This window comes from Marinomonas algicola, assembly GCF_014805825.1.
GTDB lineage: Bacteria > Pseudomonadota > Gammaproteobacteria > Pseudomonadales > Marinomonadaceae > Marinomonas > Marinomonas algicola.
Genome location: NZ_CP061941.1, coordinates 581,804 through 598,556 on the forward strand (window position 1 = coordinate 581,804; position 16,753 = coordinate 598,556).

Consider the following 16,753-nt stretch of genomic DNA (forward strand, 5'->3'; position numbering starts at 1 on the left):
TAACCCCACTCAATCGCCTGAAAACAGCCCTCTCTTCTCGCTTGCTCATTTGAGCACTGAAAATTATCAAGGTAAGATTGCCATCAATTTTAGTATCGGAAAAATTGGCTGCATAAATGTTTGTATTTTTATAAGTGAAAAAAGCAGCCTATTGCGCTTTCGATTTTTTGTTCTTCTTAGATATCTTGTGGGAGTTGGTGTATGAGTACAGGCCTTTATCGTCCTGGTGAATTTAAAGACAATTGTGGGTTCGGATTAATTGCCCACATGGAAGGCACAGCCAGCCATCACCTATTAAAAACAGCCATTGAATCGCTTACTTGCATGACTCACCGGGGCGGCATTGCCGCCGACGGTAAAACAGGTGATGGTTGTGGATTACTTATTCAAAAACCAGATAGCTTCTTACGTAGCGAAGCACTGTCATTATTCAATCATACCTTTTCTGATTTATATGGTGTGGGTATGGTGTTCTTCGATCAAGATGAAACACTTGCAAAAGAGCAAAGAGAAACGCTAACAGCGAAACTATTAGATCAAGAAGTGAATGTTGTTGGGTGGCGCGAAGTGCCTGTTGATGCCGCTTGTTTAGGCCGAATTGCAGAAGACTGCTTGCCTAGAATTGAGCAAGTTTTTATTGATAGTAACCGAATGGATGCCAGAACATTCTCAACGCGTTTATTCGTGGCTCGTCGCCAAGCTGAAATTGCTTTGTCGCATTTTGAAAACTTTTATGTTTGTTCTTTGTCAGATAAAGTGCTGTCCTATAAAGGCTTAATGATGCCTGTGGATTTGCCTTCTTTCTATAAAGACCTTGGAAATGACGCATTAAAAACCGCGATCTGTGTATTTCACCAACGTTTCTCGACGAATACTCTGCCTAAATGGCCGTTGGCTCAACCGTTCAGAATGTTGGCTCACAATGGTGAAATTAACACGATTGAAGGTAACCGGAACTGGGCTTTAGCAAGGGCTAATAAGCTACTTTCTCCTTTATTACCTGAACTGAAAGATTTGCAGCCATTAGTTAACCTGACCGGCTCTGATTCCTCATCGATGGACAATATGCTGGAAATCATGGTGATGGGTGGTATGGACATTTTCCGCGCATCACGCTTGATGATTCCGCCTGCTTGGCAAAATGTGGAAAACATGGACCCTGAGCTACGTGCTTTTTATGAATACAATTCCATGCATATGGAGCCTTGGGATGGTCCTGCGGGACTGGTTCTATCGGACGGTCGCCACGCTGTTTGTATGTTGGATCGTAATGGTCTGCGTCCAGCTCGTTGGGTGATGACGAAAAATGGGTATTTAACCGTGGCTTCTGAAATAGGCACATATGCCTACGAACCTTCTGACGTGATTGCGAAAGGTCGAGTTGGTCCTGGTCAGATGTTGGTGGTAGACACTCAAAGCGGTAAAATCATGCATACGCAAGATATTGATAATCGCTTGAAAGTGGCTCATCCATATAAAAAATGGTTAAAGCAAGAAGTTATCCGTATTGAGACCATGTTGGTTGAATCAAGCCAAGAGTTTGATCACTTTACATCGGAAGAGATGTTGACCTATCAAAAAATGTTCCAAGTGAGTTTTGAAGAGCGCGAACAGATTTTCCGTCCTTTAGCAGAAAGTGGTCATGAAGCGGTTGGTTCTATGGGTGATGATACACCTATGGCCGTGATGTCTAGTCAGACTCGTCCCGTCACCGATTACTTCCGCCAAAAGTTTGCTCAAGTGACTAACCCACCAATCGACCCGTTGCGTGAGTCTGTGGTGATGTCGCTTGAAACCTGTATTGGTGTTGAACGAAACCTTTTTGAAGAAACGCCGAGGCATGCGAATCGTATTATCTTGTCTTCTCCCATTCTTTCGCCACGTAAGTTCAGTCGATTATTGGCGTTAGAGGATTATCGCTTTCGTTTGGTGCGTTTGAATACCAATTATAATCCTGATGACGTTACTTTAGAGCAAGCGATTAAAAACTTGCAAATCAGTGCTGAAGAAGTGGTTAAAAATGGTGCTGTTATTGTTGTGTTAACGGACCGAGATATAGAAAAGGGGCATTTACCTATTCCTGCGCCCATGGCGACTGGCGCTGTGCATCACCATTTAACCAAAGTGGGCTTGCGTTGCGATTCGAATATTATCTGCGATACGGGATTTGCACGTGATCCACATCAGTTTGCTGTTTTACTCGGTTTTGGTGCAACGGCTGTGTACCCTTACTTAAGCTATCGATTAATCAATGACATGATTGATAAAGGTGAAGTGTTGGGCGACCCTATAATGTGTCACAGCAAATACCGTAAGGGCATTAATAAGGGGTTGATGAAAATTCTTTCAAAAATGGGGATTTCCACTGTTGCTTCTTACCGTGGTGCTCAGCTTTTTGAAGCGGTTGGTTTATCGGATGCGGTTACTGAGCTGTGCTTTAAAGGCGTAGCGAGTCGCATTAAAGGGGCTTGTTTTAAAGATTTCCAAAAAGAGCAGACCCGTATTGCGAATTACGCTTGGAAACAACGCAAGCCAATACAGCAAGGTGGTTATTTAAAATATGTGCATGATTCGGAATATCATGCCTTTAATCCAGATGTTGTGCGTAATCTGCAAAAATCGGTATCCAGTGGAAAGTTCGAGGACTTCACTGTCTATGCGGACTTGGTAAATACTCGCCCAGCTTCTATGTTGCGTGATTTATTTACCCTTTCAGATAAGGCAAAACCCATTGCTTTAGATAAGGTAGAATCAATCGAATCAATTTTACCTCGCTTTGACTCGGCTGGTATGTCTTTAGGTGCTTTGTCACCAGAAGCTCACGAGTCACTTGCTCAGGCAATGAATGAGTTAGGTTGTCGTTCTAACTCTGGTGAAGGGGGGGAAGATCCAGCCCGCCACGGTACGGAAAAACGTTCTAAAATCAAACAAATTGCCTCCGGTCGATTTGGCGTAACACCAGAATACTTAGTAAACGCAGAAGTACTGCAAATTAAAGTGGCGCAGGGGGCTAAACCTGGAGAAGGTGGTCAGCTACCGGGCGGTAAAGTAAACAGCTTGATTGCAAGATTGCGTTACTCGGTCCCAGGTGTCACTTTGATTTCTCCGCCACCACATCATGATATTTATTCGATTGAAGATTTAGCACAGCTGATTTTTGATTTAAAACAAGTGAACCCAGAGGCATTAGTCTCTGTGAAGTTAGTATCTGAACCGGGAGTGGGTACCATTGCCGCTGGTGTAGCGAAAGCCTATGCCGACTTAATTACCATATCTGGTTATGACGGTGGAACAGCCGCATCGCCAATCACGTCTATCCGTCATGCTGGTTCTCCATGGGAGTTAGGTCTAGCGGAAGCGCAACAGGCGTTACGTTCAAATGATCTACGAGGTAAAATTCGTTTACAAACAGACGGTGGCTTAAAAACCGGTTTGGATGTTGTTAAAGCCGCCATCCTTGGCGCTGAAAGCTTTGGTTTTGGTACGACGCCAATGATTGCTATGGGGTGTAAATTCCTCCGTATTTGCCATTTGAATAACTGTGCAACAGGTGTTGCAACACAAGATCAGCATTTACGTGATGATTTCTTCCTTGGTACGGTTGCTATGATTAAGAACTTCTTCTTATTTATGGCCGAAGATACGCGTCAATGGCTCGCTAAATTAGGCGTTGCAAGTCTCGGTGAATTAATTGGGCGAGTGGACTTATTGGCATTATTACCGGGTGAAACGGAGAAACAATCAGGCTTAGACCTATCGCCGATACTTAATAATGATGCGATCCCTGCGGATAAACCACAATTCTGCCAAGTGCCTTTTAACCCACCACACGATAAAGGCCTAATGGCGTTGAAAATGTGGGAAGCGGTGCAAGAGGTTATTGAAGAAAAAGAAGGTGGTGAATTTGAATTCACTATAACCAACTGTGATCGTTCCATTGGTGCTCGCCTTTCTGGCGAAATTGCCAAACGTTATGGTAATCAAGGTATGAGTGACACACCGGTTACATTACGTCTTAAAGGTACGGCAGGACAAAGCTTCGGTGTTTGGAATGCTGGTGGTCTTAACATGTATCTTGAAGGCGATGCTAACGATTACGTAGGCAAAGGCATGACAGCGGGTAAGCTGGTTATTTACCCACCGAAGGGCTCTCTATTCGAATCGCAGAATACCGCAATTATTGGTAACACCTGTTTGTATGGTGCGACTGGCGGTAAGTTGTTTGCGGCCGGTACAGCGGGAGAGCGATTCGCTGTCCGTAACTCTGGCGCACACGCTGTTGTCGAAGGGGCTGGTGATCATTGTTGTGAGTACATGACGGGCGGTTCTGTGACCATTTTAGGGCCAACTGGGTATAACTTTGGTGCTGGTATGACAGGTGGTTTTGCCTATGTACTGGATATGGATCGTACTTTTGTTGATAAATACAATCATGAGTTAGTTGAGATCCACCGCATCGGGACTGAAACAACAGAAGAATACCGTTCACACTTACGAAGTGTAATAGAAGAATATGTCAGTGAAACCAACAGTGAATGGGGGCGCGAGCTCTTAGAAAACTTCTATGATTACATTGGTAAATTCTGGTTAGTGAAACCTAAAGCGGCGAGTTTGAGCAATCTGTTAGCGAATACTCGCCAACGCCCAGAATAAGATATTGAGATTTGATTGCAGAGGTGAACCTAACCTCTGCAAATTTGATTTTTTACTGTTTAGCAAGAATGGCATTCTATGAATGTCTTCAGAGGAGTTGGCTGCTTATGTCTGAGCGCTTGAATAATGTATTTCAATTTGTAGAGGTCGATCGCAAAGATCCAAAGAAAAAACCTCTTATTACTCGTAAAGGGCAGTTTGTTGAAATTTACAAGCCCTTCCAAGAAGAAGTGGCTAAAGACCAAGCCCATCGTTGTTTAGAGTGTGGTAACCCTTATTGTGAGTGGAAGTGCCCAGTACACAACTATATTCCTAACTGGCTGAAGTTGGTTAGTGAAGGCAATATTATGGAAGCGGCTGAGTTGAGTCATCAAACCAATTCTTTGCCAGAGGTGTGTGGTCGTGTCTGCCCTCAAGATCGACTTTGTGAAGGGGCCTGTACGCTTGGAGAAGGGGGTTTTGGTGCCGTAACAATAGGGTCCGTTGAAAAGTACATTACGGATACCGCCTTTGCACTGGGTTGGAGGCCTGATATGTCTAAGGTTGTCCCTGTTGGTAAAACCGTGGCGATTGTCGGTGCTGGTCCGGCTGGATTAGCGTGTGCGGACATTCTTGTTCGTAATGGGGTGAAGCCTGTTGTCTTTGATCGTAACCCGGAAATTGGTGGTCTACTGACGTTTGGTATTCCAGAATTTAAGTTAGAAAAGTCTGTAATGACGCTTCGCCGAGAAATTTTTGAAGAAATGGGCGTTGAGTTTGTACTTGGAACCTCTGTTGGTGATGATGTGCCATTTGAGCATATTTTGGCTGAGTACGATGCTGTATTCCTTGGAATGGGAACCTATAAAGCCATGAAAGGTGGGTTCCCTGGTGAAGCATTACCGGGTGTATATGAAGCGTTAGACTTCTTGGTGTCAAATGTGAATCATTGCCAAGGTTATGAAGAAGATGAAGAGGATTACATTAACCTGAAAGGCAAGCAGGTTGTTGTTTTAGGCGGTGGTGATACAGCGATGGACTGTAACCGTACCTCGATTCGCCAAGGCGCAAAATCGGTTTCTTGTGTTTATCGTCGTGATGAAGAGAACATGCCTGGTTCTCGGCGTGAAGTGAAAAACGCCCGTGAAGAAGGTGTTCAGTTCTTATTTAATCGCCAGCCTGTTGAAATTATAGGCAAAGATAAAGTGGAAGGCATTAAAGTAGTTGAAACCGTTATGGGGGAGCCCGACGAAAATGGGCGTCGCAGGGCCGAAATCGTTGCAGGCAGTGAACAAATTATACCTGCAGATGCGGTTTTGGTGGCGTTTGGTTTCCAAGCAAGTCCATCCCCTTGGTTCAAAGAGTTTGGTATTGATACAGATTCTTACGGGCGTGTTGTTGCGCCGAAAAAAGCACAATACATGTACCAAACGACCAATGAAAAAATCTTTGCCGGCGGTGACATGGTACGAGGTTCGGATTTGGTGGTCACCGCCATTGATGAAGGTCGAAAAGCCGCCGAAGGTATTATGGATTATCTAGATATTTAATCTCTCTAATAGTGTAAAATTGTTTGGTAAATTTTGAAAAACAGCGGCCTAGGTCGCTGTTTTTTTGTTTTTTTGTTTTTTTGTTTTTATGGCCTGATGCTCTCTAAATAGGATGCCGTTTACCTATTCTTAGCGTATTTGAAAAAAAATTGTTCGTTAGAGGTTTACTGATCTAGTCTGTAAGTACCTATTGAGAAAAAATAAGGAAAAAAGTCATGAGTTCAGGTAAAGAAGTCACATTTCCAGATGGTATACAATTGGTATCTACCACTGACTTAGACAGTATCGTGACATACGCTAATCAATCATTTTGTGACATTGCAGGTTATTCAGTCGATGAACTTATTGGAAAGCCACACAATCAAGTGCGCCATGTTGATATGCCGAAGGACGCTTTCGCAAATATGTGGTCTGATCTTAAAGCCGATCGATCTTGGCGTGGTCTAGTAAAAAACCGCTGTAAAAATGGTGATTATTATTGGGTAGATGCGTATGTTTCCCCTGTATTTGATCATGGTAAAAAAGTGGGTTATCAATCTGTCAGAGTGAAGCCAACTCGGGAGCAAGTCGTAAAAGCTGAGGTGTTATACACACAAATTAAGAGTGGAAAACGAGCGGCGTCCATTAAAACACATTCATTTTTTGGCCGCTTTTTTGTGCATTATGGTTTGTTTTGCGGTATATCGGATCTTCTGTTATACGCCTCTGGAATGATCGATCTAACGACCCTTGGTGTCATGATATTATTGCAGCTAGTGGCGTTGTTATTCACTTTACCAATGGTTAAAAAAGTCAAGGCATTAAAAGAGCTAAGCCGCCAGGTCTGTAATAACCCTCTTATTCAGAAAGTCTTTTCAGGTTCAATGGATGAGATTGGGCATGCTGAATCCAGTATAGGCATGTTGCAAGCACAAAATAGAACGGTTGTCGGTCGATTAGACGATTATTCCTCTCTGATGTCGGCCTCGGTCAGTCGCACTAAGCAAGCCATGCTTGAAGCTTATAATGGCAGCACCAAAATACAACAACAAGTTGAAATGGTGTCATCGGCTGTGAGTGAATCTGCCAGCGCAACAGAAGAAATTGCTCACAGTATCAGTGCAACATCAGAAGCAAGTAAAAAAGCGTCTTCAACCGTTCAGCAAGGTCTAGAGAACGTTTCTAAAGTGCAGTCGAATATAGAGGCGCTTAACGCTAATATGGTGATGACTTCTGAAAAAACCTTAACCTTACAAAGTAGCACGGATGAAATTGAAAATATTTTATTGGTCATCAGTCAAATAGCAGAGCAAACAAATTTATTGGCACTAAATGCCGCTATTGAGGCGGCTCGCGCGGGCGAGCAGGGGCGAGGCTTTGCGGTTGTTGCTGATGAAGTTAGAAATCTAGCCAGTAAGACTCAAGGGTCAACAGAAGAAATTCGCTTAGCGATCGAGCAAGTTCAGTGTTCTGTAAAAGAAACGGTTAATAATATTAAGAGTAATCAAGAAAGCTTAGCGGACCTTTCTATTGGAGTGAAAAGTAACAGTGAACTTTTTTCTGCATTAAATACACTAATGACAGAAGTGTCTGATAGAACCATTCAAGTGGCGAGTGCCGCCGAAGAGCAATCTTCAGTAGCGATTGAAATTCAAGATAATATGTTACAGATTCAAGCTGGTGTAGAAGTGAATCTTGAGTCTTCTAAGAAGACTCAAGATCAAAGTGATCGGCTGGGTAAATTAGCAGGCGATCTTGGATCAATTGTGACGGCTTTTAAGTAAGAGACTCATATAAAAACTCAGGCTTTGTCTTAAACAGACCTGAGTTTTTTATAGTGAAAATCAATAACAACGATAGGTTCATGGTCTTATTTATGTGGCCTGCTGTTCGCTGGCGGCTGTGCTCGATAAACCAATGAGTTGTAAACTTTCTTCCGCGAAGCCCGTTCCAGCTTCGGTGTAAAAGTTAAAGACATTGTCTATATCCGCCGCGAGCAATTCTTCTCTTTCATCTTGGTAGCGAGCAATGGCGGCGATTTGTTTGCTGTAGCCCGCTTTACGTAATTGCATGGTAATGTTACTGCTGTCTTTTATGGTAGGTAATGCCAATAAGACAAGCTCTATTTCTCTTGTATCCAGTTTTTCCCATAAGTCAGCGTCCTCACCGTCACCAAAGAAAACATTGTCTCCTTCTTTTGCCATGGATGTTATTCGAACCCGATCGGCATCCATCCCAGCGACTTGGTTTCCTAGTGTTTGGCGTAACGATTCAAATGCGCCACGGCCGACACGGCCAAGACCAACAACTAATATACGGACGTCCTTTGGTTGGATGAAATGGTCTTCGTCTAAGCAATCGGCTAGTTCAACGTGTTTAATCGTTTCTTTATGGCGTAAATACAGTTCATGAGCATTTTTATACAGTATGCTGGTGACAATAAAAGAAATTGAAACAGAAAGCGCTAAAATAACCAGCCATTCTTTGCTCAGCCAGCCACTGTCGACACTGAGTGCGGCCACAATTAAGCCAAATTCACTGTAATTGGACATAGAGAGCGCGGTGAGAAACGCGGTACGCCCTCTGAGCTTTAAACGAGTAAAGATGATAAAGAAGAGTGCAAATTTGATAATCAAAAACAAGCTTAAGATCATCGACATTCCTAACATGGCTAGGGTGGGAAGTGCGGTAAACCCTATCGACAAAAAGAACCCAATTAAAAAAACATCTTTGAAATTCATTAAGGCTTTATTTAGTTCTGATGCTTTTGAGTGTGAGGCGAGTAATATTCCGAGAATGAGAGCGCCTAGATCTCCTTTCACTCCAACAGCATAAAATAACTCGTAGCCGCCAAACGCAAGAAACAAGCCGGCGAGTGGAAGCATCTCGCCATGGCCTACTTTGTCGAGCAATCGATATAATATAGGTCGAACTAACAGTAATCCAAACAGTCCTAGAGCCCAAATCGTGGGTATCTTTCCTGTTGCAAGCACTAAGAATATGACGGCAACAATATCTTGCATGACCAATACGCCAAGTGCAATTTGACCATGGCGAGTTTTCATTTCACCGGCCTCTTCCAAAAGCTTGATAACGCATACTGTGCTACTAAAACTTAATGCAAAGCCTATGATTAAGGCCGTTTTGAAATCGAGATCGCTGAAGTAAGGTAAATTTAACGCTGTAAAAAATAATAAACAGGAAGCGATTATTATGCTCCACAATGCTTTATGGGAAAGGGTTCCTGCCCATATTTCGCTTTTTAATAGATCTTTTACATGCAGCTTTAGACCAATGCAAAACAGCATTAGTGTGATACCTACATTGGCTAATGTGTCTAATGATGAAGAGGCTTCAATACCTAAGAAGTTGAGCAAGAAGCCGGCGGCTAAGAAACCAATCAGGGGCGGCATATTGAGCACCTTCACCCCTAAGCCACACAAAAATGCACATAATATCCAAATAAACTCCATTAAAAGCCTCTATTTAAACGATCAAGATAACGTAATAATAAAACAATCTAAGAGTAAACGGAGATTGTTTTCACAAAAAAAGGCTAAGTAATAATGTACTTAGCCTTTTAAAATACATGGTAGATGAGAAGGTGTTAACTACACTTTAAATTTATCTAATGCACTTGATTGTTGATTGGTTAAATCAACCATCGTTTTACACAAATCCTCTTGATGTTTTGCACTTTCAGCAACGGATTGGCTGATATCTCGAATATTTGTGGTGTTACGATTAATTTCATTTGATGTCGCACTTTGTTGCTCGGCTGCTGTCGCAATTTGAACGTTCATATTATTGATTTCAATGATACTTTCTCGAATGGCATTCAAAGAGCTACTTGCTTTACTGGCCACTGTTTGAGTGGCATTTGCATTCTCGCGACTGGTTAAAATAACCGATTCAGCGTTACGCACACCGACTTGCAGCTGATTAATCATTTTTTGGATTTGTTCAGTAGATTCTTGTGTTTTCGAAGCTAATGTTCTTACTTCATCGGCAACAACAGCAAACCCTCGACCTTGTTCCCCTGCGCGTGCCGCTTCAATAGCCGCATTGAGGGCAAGCAAGTTAGTTTGATCAGCGATATCGGTAATAACGGTTAAGATAGATTCAATATTATTACTGTAGTTCACCAGCTCATTAATCGTGGTTACGACACTGCCCATTTGGTCGGTTAATTCCACAATGGAAGACGTCGTTTGGTTAACAATGTTGACCCCTTCTTTAGCTGCAATATCGGCTTTGTTTGCTCTATCCGCCGCTGTTTGAGCATTGTCAGCCACATCATGAGCCGTGGCTGACATCTCATGCATGGCCGTTGCCAATTGATCCAGTTCATTAAGTTGCATTTGCAATTGCGATGCAGAATGAGAGGAAGAGGATTCTGTCTCATTGGTGTTTGAGCGAACTTCAGTAGATAAGGATTTTACCTCTATTATCAGTTTTTGCAGATAATCTATGAATTGATTAAAGGCTGAAGATACTTCGCCAAACTCGTCATTACTCACAACATCTAGGCGCTTTGTCAGGTCTCCATCACCGCTATTGATGTCTTGTAATGAAGAGCGAAGTGCCTGCAGTGGTAATAGCAGCCGAATGACAACGAGGTAAAGAATAATAGAACAAATGAAGGCCGCTATAATAGTGCTAAAGAAGGCGGTCCAGCCGAACTCTCTTACGTCTTTCAATACTTTGTTCTGATCTAATGCCACCCCAATATACCAATCAGTACCGTATAGGTTTGGTAGAGAGTTGAAAGAGATAAATACATCGCTACCATCAGTTAACTTTGCTTCGGAGAGGTCTGTTGTGAGCTCTGGCACTCCGCCTGCTAAAAACTCAGAGACAGACTTACCATTCAATTCCATATTTGGGTGACTCACGATGGTGCCTTTTTTATCTAATAGGAAAGCGTAGCCAGTATTATTAAAATTTAGTGTGTTAATCGCATCAGATACCGTTTTTAAGCTTAAATCTCCACCAAACGCACCTTTGAATTTGCCTTTATCAGTGAAATTCGCAACGGCAGAGATTAATATCTCACCTGTACTTGCATCAGCGTAAGGAGGCGTTAATACGGCTCTATTATAAGATTTAGCTTCGGCATACCATGGTCGTTTTCTGGCGTCCCAACCTGGAGCAGGAATCCAAGAAGGATCATTGCCTATGGCTTTGCCTCCTTCGGAGTCCAGTCCGCCAAAAATGAGAATAAATTCATTTTTGTAAAGAGGTAGATTAAAGGTGTTTTGTATTGTATCTTTGTTAAAATTGGCATCGATATTTTGTGCCGCAAGATCAATTAAACCGACCTTGGCATTTAGCCAATTATTAATTTGTAAGGCGAGTGCTTTACTGGTTTCTTGAGTGCTTGTTGCTGTTTTTTCAAAAAGCGCATTCCGTAGGCTATTATATTGCATCCATGAATACAGAGAAAACATGATAACAACGATTAGGGACGCGCACAGTGCGACTTTATGAGATACTTTCATTCAAACACCATATTAGTTGGTAGTGATCATATTTTTTTGGTTGACAATTGTCAGTATATTTCACTTTTAAAGAATTGCCTTTGTTTAAAGCAATTAATTTGCCATTTTAGTTTTTTTTATTAATGTATACGATCGTTTTATACATAAAGCCGTGATTATATATGTGTTTTGACTGTTTAAAGAAAGGGCGTATCAACGAGTTGTAAGAATTAGTGGAATACGAGGTAATTGTTAGAGTAAAAAGCGTCTTCCCCCCCTCAAGATAAAGTATAGATATCTAGCTTGTTATACTAAAGTAACCGACTATCACGTAAAATAACCGCATTCTAATTCACTGGCACACTTTCATTATGTTTTTTGGTAAACCCTCTTTCCAGTCCCCGTTAGCAAAAGAATTGTGGCACATGACTCTGCCAATGGTCTTTGGTATTTTTTCTTTATTAAGTTTTCAATTGGTTGATAGTGCGTTTATTGGACAGCTAGGCGTTCAACCTCTTGCCGCTCAAGGGTTCACCTTACCGATTCAAATGATCATTATTGGGCTGCAAGTCGGTTTGGGAATTGCGACTACTTCGATCATTTCTCGTGCATTAGGTGCTAATAATACTCAATATGCTCGTCAATTAGGTGGACTGGTGCTTCTCATTGGAGGCGTTGGGATTATTCTTTTCTGTTTATTTATTTGGGTGTATTGGCAAACAATTCTTTCGTTTTTAGGTGCTCCTCAATCGCTTTTTGGCGTGATTGAACGCTATTGGCCACATTGGTTGTTAAGTGCATGGTTAGGAGCCTTTATCTACTTTTTAAACAGCATTTGTCGAGCTAATGGCAATACTATGTTGCCTGGAGTCATGATGGTGGTAACGAGCATTGTCAATGTGATTTTAGATCCTTTGTTTATTTTTACCTTTGGACTTGGCTTAAATGGTGCGGCTATGGCGACATCTTGTGCTTTTTTGGTTGGCATTATAATGGCTATGTTGAAAATCTGGCAAAGCCATTGGGTGTGTTTTAAGTGGAGCAATTTGGATATTGCCTCAAGTGTAAAGTCAATCTCCCATATTATGGGGCCAGCTTTGATTAGTCAGTTATTACCTTCGATCTCGGCTGTACTCGCCACAAAACTCATCGCTACTTTTGGCGCTGTCGCCGTAGGAGCGTGGGCGTTAGGCACTCGTTTCGAATTTTTCTTATTGGTGGTTGTGCTGGCGTTAACTATGTCAGTTCCGCCAATGGTTGGTCGATTATTGGGAGCAAAAGATTACCATCAAATAGAAGCTCTGGTTGGTATTGCCGTTAAATTTGTTCTCTTATTACAAGTGTTCTTCGCGTTGATTGCTTTTGTTTTTTCTGGATTATTAGCTGGCTGGGTAACAAGCGATCCAAATGTTGAAGACAGTTTGCGCGTTTATTTGATGATTGTTCCTATCAGCCTGAGCTCTTTAGGAATAGGTATGTTAATGGTGTCCGTGTCGAATGCTATGGGTCATTCTTATGTGGCGTTAACCATGTCGGCTTTAAGGCTGTTTGCTTTTTTCCTTCCTTGTATTTGGCTTGGTGCTTGGATTGGTGATTTAGAAGGTGTTTTTGTTGGCGTATTATTCGGTAATGTTTTTGCAGGCATCGCTGCTTGGATAATGTATAAGAATGTGATGCGGTCTCTCCAACAAGGCACGGTATAACTTTATTTAGTCATGCGTTAATTGATTTAGGAAAGGCGCTCTTTGGCGTCATCGTTCTTGCTATTGCGTTTTTAACCTGACTAATTTAAATGATAATCATTATTGACATAGAAAATTAAAAAGCAAATAATAACCATTATCATTTATGTGTTTTGGCTATTATCATGCGATTTTTTCTAACCACAACTCTTATTCTTGTAAATTTATCTGTTTATGCTTCAGAGCAAGAAGCGATCTCTAAGATTCAATTAGACCCATTTGTCGTTACTGGAACGCGGTCACAAAAAGCGCTTTCAGACACCCCCGTACGTACCGAGGTTATTACCAAAGAGCAACTGCAAAATCACAACGCCAAAACGGTCGCTGAAGCGTTAAAAGGTACACCAAATATTCTCTTAAAACCGATCCATGGTAAAAGTGGTTTTGAAGTCTGGATGCAGGGATTGTCAAGTGATCGAGTAAAGGTGCTTATTGATGGATTGCCAGTATCGGCCACCACCGGTTCAAGTGTCGATGTTACGCAAATATCGACAGTGGGTGTTGATCGAATTGAAATCGTTAAAGGAGCGACCTCTGCTTTATACGGCAGTTCGGCCATGGGAGGCGTTATTAACGTAATAACCGATAAAACCTCTCTTACTGGACCACATTATGCTTTATCCATAGAAAGCGGAAGTTTTGCTGAAGATAACCCTGATGGTGAAACGTTTAGTCCCGCTTTTCGTCGTTTGAGTGCGACGGGAGTCGGTCATTCTGGTGATTGGAATGGGCGTCTGACAGCCGACATAAGTGATTCAGATGGTTTTGATGCAACCCCAGAAAATTGGTCGACTCAAGGCGCCAGAGGACAGCGTTCAACTGTGGGTGTTGATCTAGTATGGGATAAAACGACAAGCAGCGAGTACACTTTTGGCCTTGAGCGTTATGCAGAAGATTTAAAAAGTAACCTGCAAGACAATGTGGGGGGGAAGTCGATAAACAAAATCAAATTGGAAGACACAAGTCGTATCAGGCTTGATGCTACGGCGAAATGGATTTTAGATGACAGCGTATTAAGTGCGTCCATTATGAGAGAAACTTTAGCGAACACTACCTTCCAAGATGTGATTATTACGCCTGAAAAAGAGCAACGAAGAGAGGCCGAGTTAGCCTTTAGTCAGGTTAATTTAGATTGGATGCGGCCTATTTCTGATAAGAGTACAGTAAATCTAGGCGGTCAAATCTTTGAAGAAACACTTGATCAGACAAAAGAACAGCTAAATGAGGTGGATCCTAATAGTAAACGAAGCAGTGCGGATTTTTATGCGCAACATGATGTTTTTTATGGGAACTGGGAGTTTCTACCAGGTGTGAGAATGCAGGATGACAGTGATTTTGGGTTTCATCTTGCGCCTAAAGTAAACCTGAGATACGACTTTGATACGGCCTCTGAATGGGAAACCTATTTAAGAGCTGGAGTGGGAGCTGGATATCGCGTCCCGAATTTAAAAGAGCGACATTATCTTTTTGATCACAGCCATTTGGGCTATATCGTTAATGGAAACAATGACTTAGTTCCCGAAGAGTCGCTAAGTTATCAGTTTGGTTTAGGGTTTGAGAACGGCCAAAATCAGCGCTATGAAATCAATGTTTTTGTTAATAATATCAAAAACATGATCAATACAAGCTTTGACTCAGAGAGCACCGCATCAAGAACGGATAATGTCCAGGTATTTCGCTATCAAAATACTGAAAAAGCGCGTACGTACGGCGCGGAATTTAGCCTTCAACAACAGCTCTCCAGTCATGTATTTTTGCAGGCTGGGTACACTTGGATGCAAAGTGAAAACCGAAAAACAGGCCATTCATTAACTCGCCGACCAGATCATCAAATCAATCTCGCTTTAGAAGCTGAGCTACCTAAATGGGATGCTAAAGTCTCTCTTTTAGGTCGATATCAGTCCTCTGAATATGTGGATGAGTTATCCACAATGCGTTCTCCATCTTGGAGTGAATTTGATATTAAATTAAATAAAGCATTGGGTGATCGATTCAGCTTCTTTACTGGCCTAAATAATCTCGCGGATACTCAGCGGGATTTTTCCAGTGGTGCTGATTTTAGACCAGAAATTGGACGTTATATTTATCTTGGATTTACTTATTCGGGCTAATAAACGGTTTATAAAAATCTAGTTAACAATAAATGTATGAATAAAAGAGGGGTTTATGTCTGTCCTATTAAAAACGGGTTTTTCAAAAGCAATAGTGTGTCCAACGAGCGTTATTTTGGGGTCTATTTTATTGGTTGCATGTGGCGGAGGCGGTGATGGCGGTAGTAATGATGCTAATACAGCAACGCCGCCAGAAGAAAATAACAGTACCTTGTCGCAAATTATGGATGCCAGTGACTATGATGCTTTTACCTATTTTAATTTCGATACAAATCAAGTGGTTGAGTTGACGGCAGAAGAAGCGAAAACGTCTCAAAATTGGCATATAGGGTTTCGTCGTACCGAGATTGTTTTAAATGGTGGGACGTCTGGTTCAGGTAATGTTGCTGGAGCCTTAGCCGCTGTTCAAGCCGACTTTTATAATCAAGAAGAGCCGAATGCCAGTGTATTTCTAAATGCGACGCCGGAAGCCGAGCTAGAGCATTTAACCTCTACTATTGAGTTAACGGATTTAGTGTATCAGACAGATGCTTTTTCTTATGCGGTATCTGGGTCAGGAGAAACCCAAGGTACCAGTCTTGATATGGGGTGGTATAACTATGATTTCACGACGCATGTGATCAGTGCCAATACCAACAATATGTGGTTACTGAAATCGTCTACAGGTGACAGTTACGCACGCTTTTCTACCCATTCTTTGGAATACGGAGATGAGCTAACGGTTACCTTTAGTTTTGATGTACAGGCGAAAGATACGCATCAATTTGTGGATAACAGTGCGACTTTTACCGCATCTATCCCCAATACGGGAGGCAAAGCGTGCTTTGATTTTGACACTAACAGGTCGGTTGATTGTGACCTCAATGAAAATTGGGACCTACAGTTAGTGCTGCAAGGAAGAGATTTTATTCTTAAAACCAATAGTGGACCGTCTGGAGCAGGCCGTGGCGGAGCGTTTGGTCCAATTTTGATTTCAGATAAATCAACCTACTTATCCGGTACAACAACGGCCACAGGTGCGGACATTAGTCGTCATTATGTGGGCGACAGTAATGCGGGTATTTTTTCTGATCAATCTTGGTATGCCTACAACCTTGAAGGCGGTCATAAATTATGGCCGAACTATCGTGTGTACATTATCGACACCGATCAAACGGATGAGCAATCCACTCAATATAAGCTGCAAGTGACGAACTACTACTCCGATACTGGAGTAAGTGGTCATCCTAATATACGGTTCCAAGATGCCAATTAAATGG

Annotated in this window: 8 protein-coding genes; 6 read left to right on the forward strand and 2 right to left on the reverse strand. The window is 42.1% G+C overall.

The window, feature by feature from the left end:
- The first annotated feature begins 201 nt into the window (after positions 1-201).
- From gltB to IEZ33_RS02655, 3 genes are all read left to right on the forward strand, one after another.
- Positions 202-4,653, forward strand: coding sequence for a glutamate synthase large subunit (gene gltB, locus IEZ33_RS02645; protein ID WP_191602187.1), 4,452 nt, complete (start codon positions 202-204; stop codon positions 4,651-4,653).
- A 107-nt stretch (positions 4,654-4,760) separates the two neighbouring features.
- On the forward strand, positions 4,761-6,182 hold the full coding sequence (locus IEZ33_RS02650; RefSeq protein ID WP_191602188.1) for an FAD-dependent oxidoreductase: 1,422 nt from the start codon (positions 4,761-4,763) through the stop codon (positions 6,180-6,182).
- Between the two features lie 215 nt (positions 6,183-6,397).
- Positions 6,398-7,945, forward strand: coding sequence for a methyl-accepting chemotaxis protein (locus IEZ33_RS02655; RefSeq protein WP_191602189.1), 1,548 nt, complete (start codon positions 6,398-6,400; stop codon positions 7,943-7,945).
- A gap of 90 nt (positions 7,946-8,035) precedes the next feature.
- Here the strand turns inward: IEZ33_RS02655 and IEZ33_RS02660 are convergent, their stop codons facing one another.
- Positions 8,036-9,634: a cation:proton antiporter family protein gene (locus IEZ33_RS02660; protein WP_191602190.1), complete on the reverse strand. Its 1,599-nt coding sequence runs from the start codon at positions 9,632-9,634 to the stop codon at positions 8,036-8,038.
- 138 nt (positions 9,635-9,772) lie between these two features.
- Positions 9,773-11,662 carry a methyl-accepting chemotaxis protein gene (locus tag IEZ33_RS02665; protein WP_191602191.1) on the reverse strand — a complete coding sequence of 630 codons (1,890 nt, stop codon included), beginning with the start codon at positions 11,660-11,662 and terminating at the stop codon, positions 9,773-9,775.
- A 350-nt stretch (positions 11,663-12,012) separates the two neighbouring features.
- Between IEZ33_RS02665 and IEZ33_RS02670 the strand changes: the two genes are divergently transcribed.
- The 3 genes from IEZ33_RS02670 to IEZ33_RS02680 all read left to right on the forward strand — a co-directional run bounded on the left by IEZ33_RS02670 (position 12,013) and on the right by IEZ33_RS02680 (position 16,749).
- Entirely contained in the window at positions 12,013-13,344 is a 1,332-nt protein-coding gene (locus IEZ33_RS02670) for an MATE family efflux transporter (protein WP_191602192.1), read from the forward strand.
- Between the two features lie 164 nt (positions 13,345-13,508).
- Positions 13,509-15,494, forward strand: coding sequence for a TonB-dependent receptor plug domain-containing protein (locus IEZ33_RS02675; RefSeq protein WP_191602193.1), 1,986 nt, complete (start codon positions 13,509-13,511; stop codon positions 15,492-15,494).
- A 55-nt stretch (positions 15,495-15,549) separates the two neighbouring features.
- Positions 15,550-16,749, forward strand: a complete 1,200-nt coding sequence (locus tag IEZ33_RS02680) for an HmuY family protein (protein ID WP_191602194.1) — start codon at positions 15,550-15,552, stop codon at positions 16,747-16,749.
- Positions 16,750-16,753 lie beyond the last annotated feature (4 nt).

Bases quoted from the DNA above. Each gene is read 5' to 3' on its own strand.
- gltB (WP_191602187.1), top strand. From the start codon at position 202: ATGAGTACAGGCCTTTATCGTCCTGGTGAATTTAAAGACAATTGTGGG.
- IEZ33_RS02650 (WP_191602188.1), top strand. From the start codon at position 4,761: ATGTCTGAGCGCTTGAATAATGTATTTCAATTTGTAGAGGTCGATCGC.
- IEZ33_RS02655 (WP_191602189.1), top strand. From the start codon at position 6,398: ATGAGTTCAGGTAAAGAAGTCACATTTCCAGATGGTATACAATTGGTA.
- IEZ33_RS02660 (WP_191602190.1), bottom strand. From the start codon at position 9,634: ATGGAGTTTATTTGGATATTATGTGCATTTTTGTGTGGCTTAGGGGTG.
- IEZ33_RS02665 (WP_191602191.1), bottom strand. From the start codon at position 11,662: ATGAAAGTATCTCATAAAGTCGCACTGTGCGCGTCCCTAATCGTTGTT.
- IEZ33_RS02670 (WP_191602192.1), top strand. From the start codon at position 12,013: ATGTTTTTTGGTAAACCCTCTTTCCAGTCCCCGTTAGCAAAAGAATTG.
- IEZ33_RS02675 (WP_191602193.1), top strand. From the start codon at position 13,509: ATGCGATTTTTTCTAACCACAACTCTTATTCTTGTAAATTTATCTGTT.
- IEZ33_RS02680 (WP_191602194.1), top strand. From the start codon at position 15,550: ATGTCTGTCCTATTAAAAACGGGTTTTTCAAAAGCAATAGTGTGTCCA.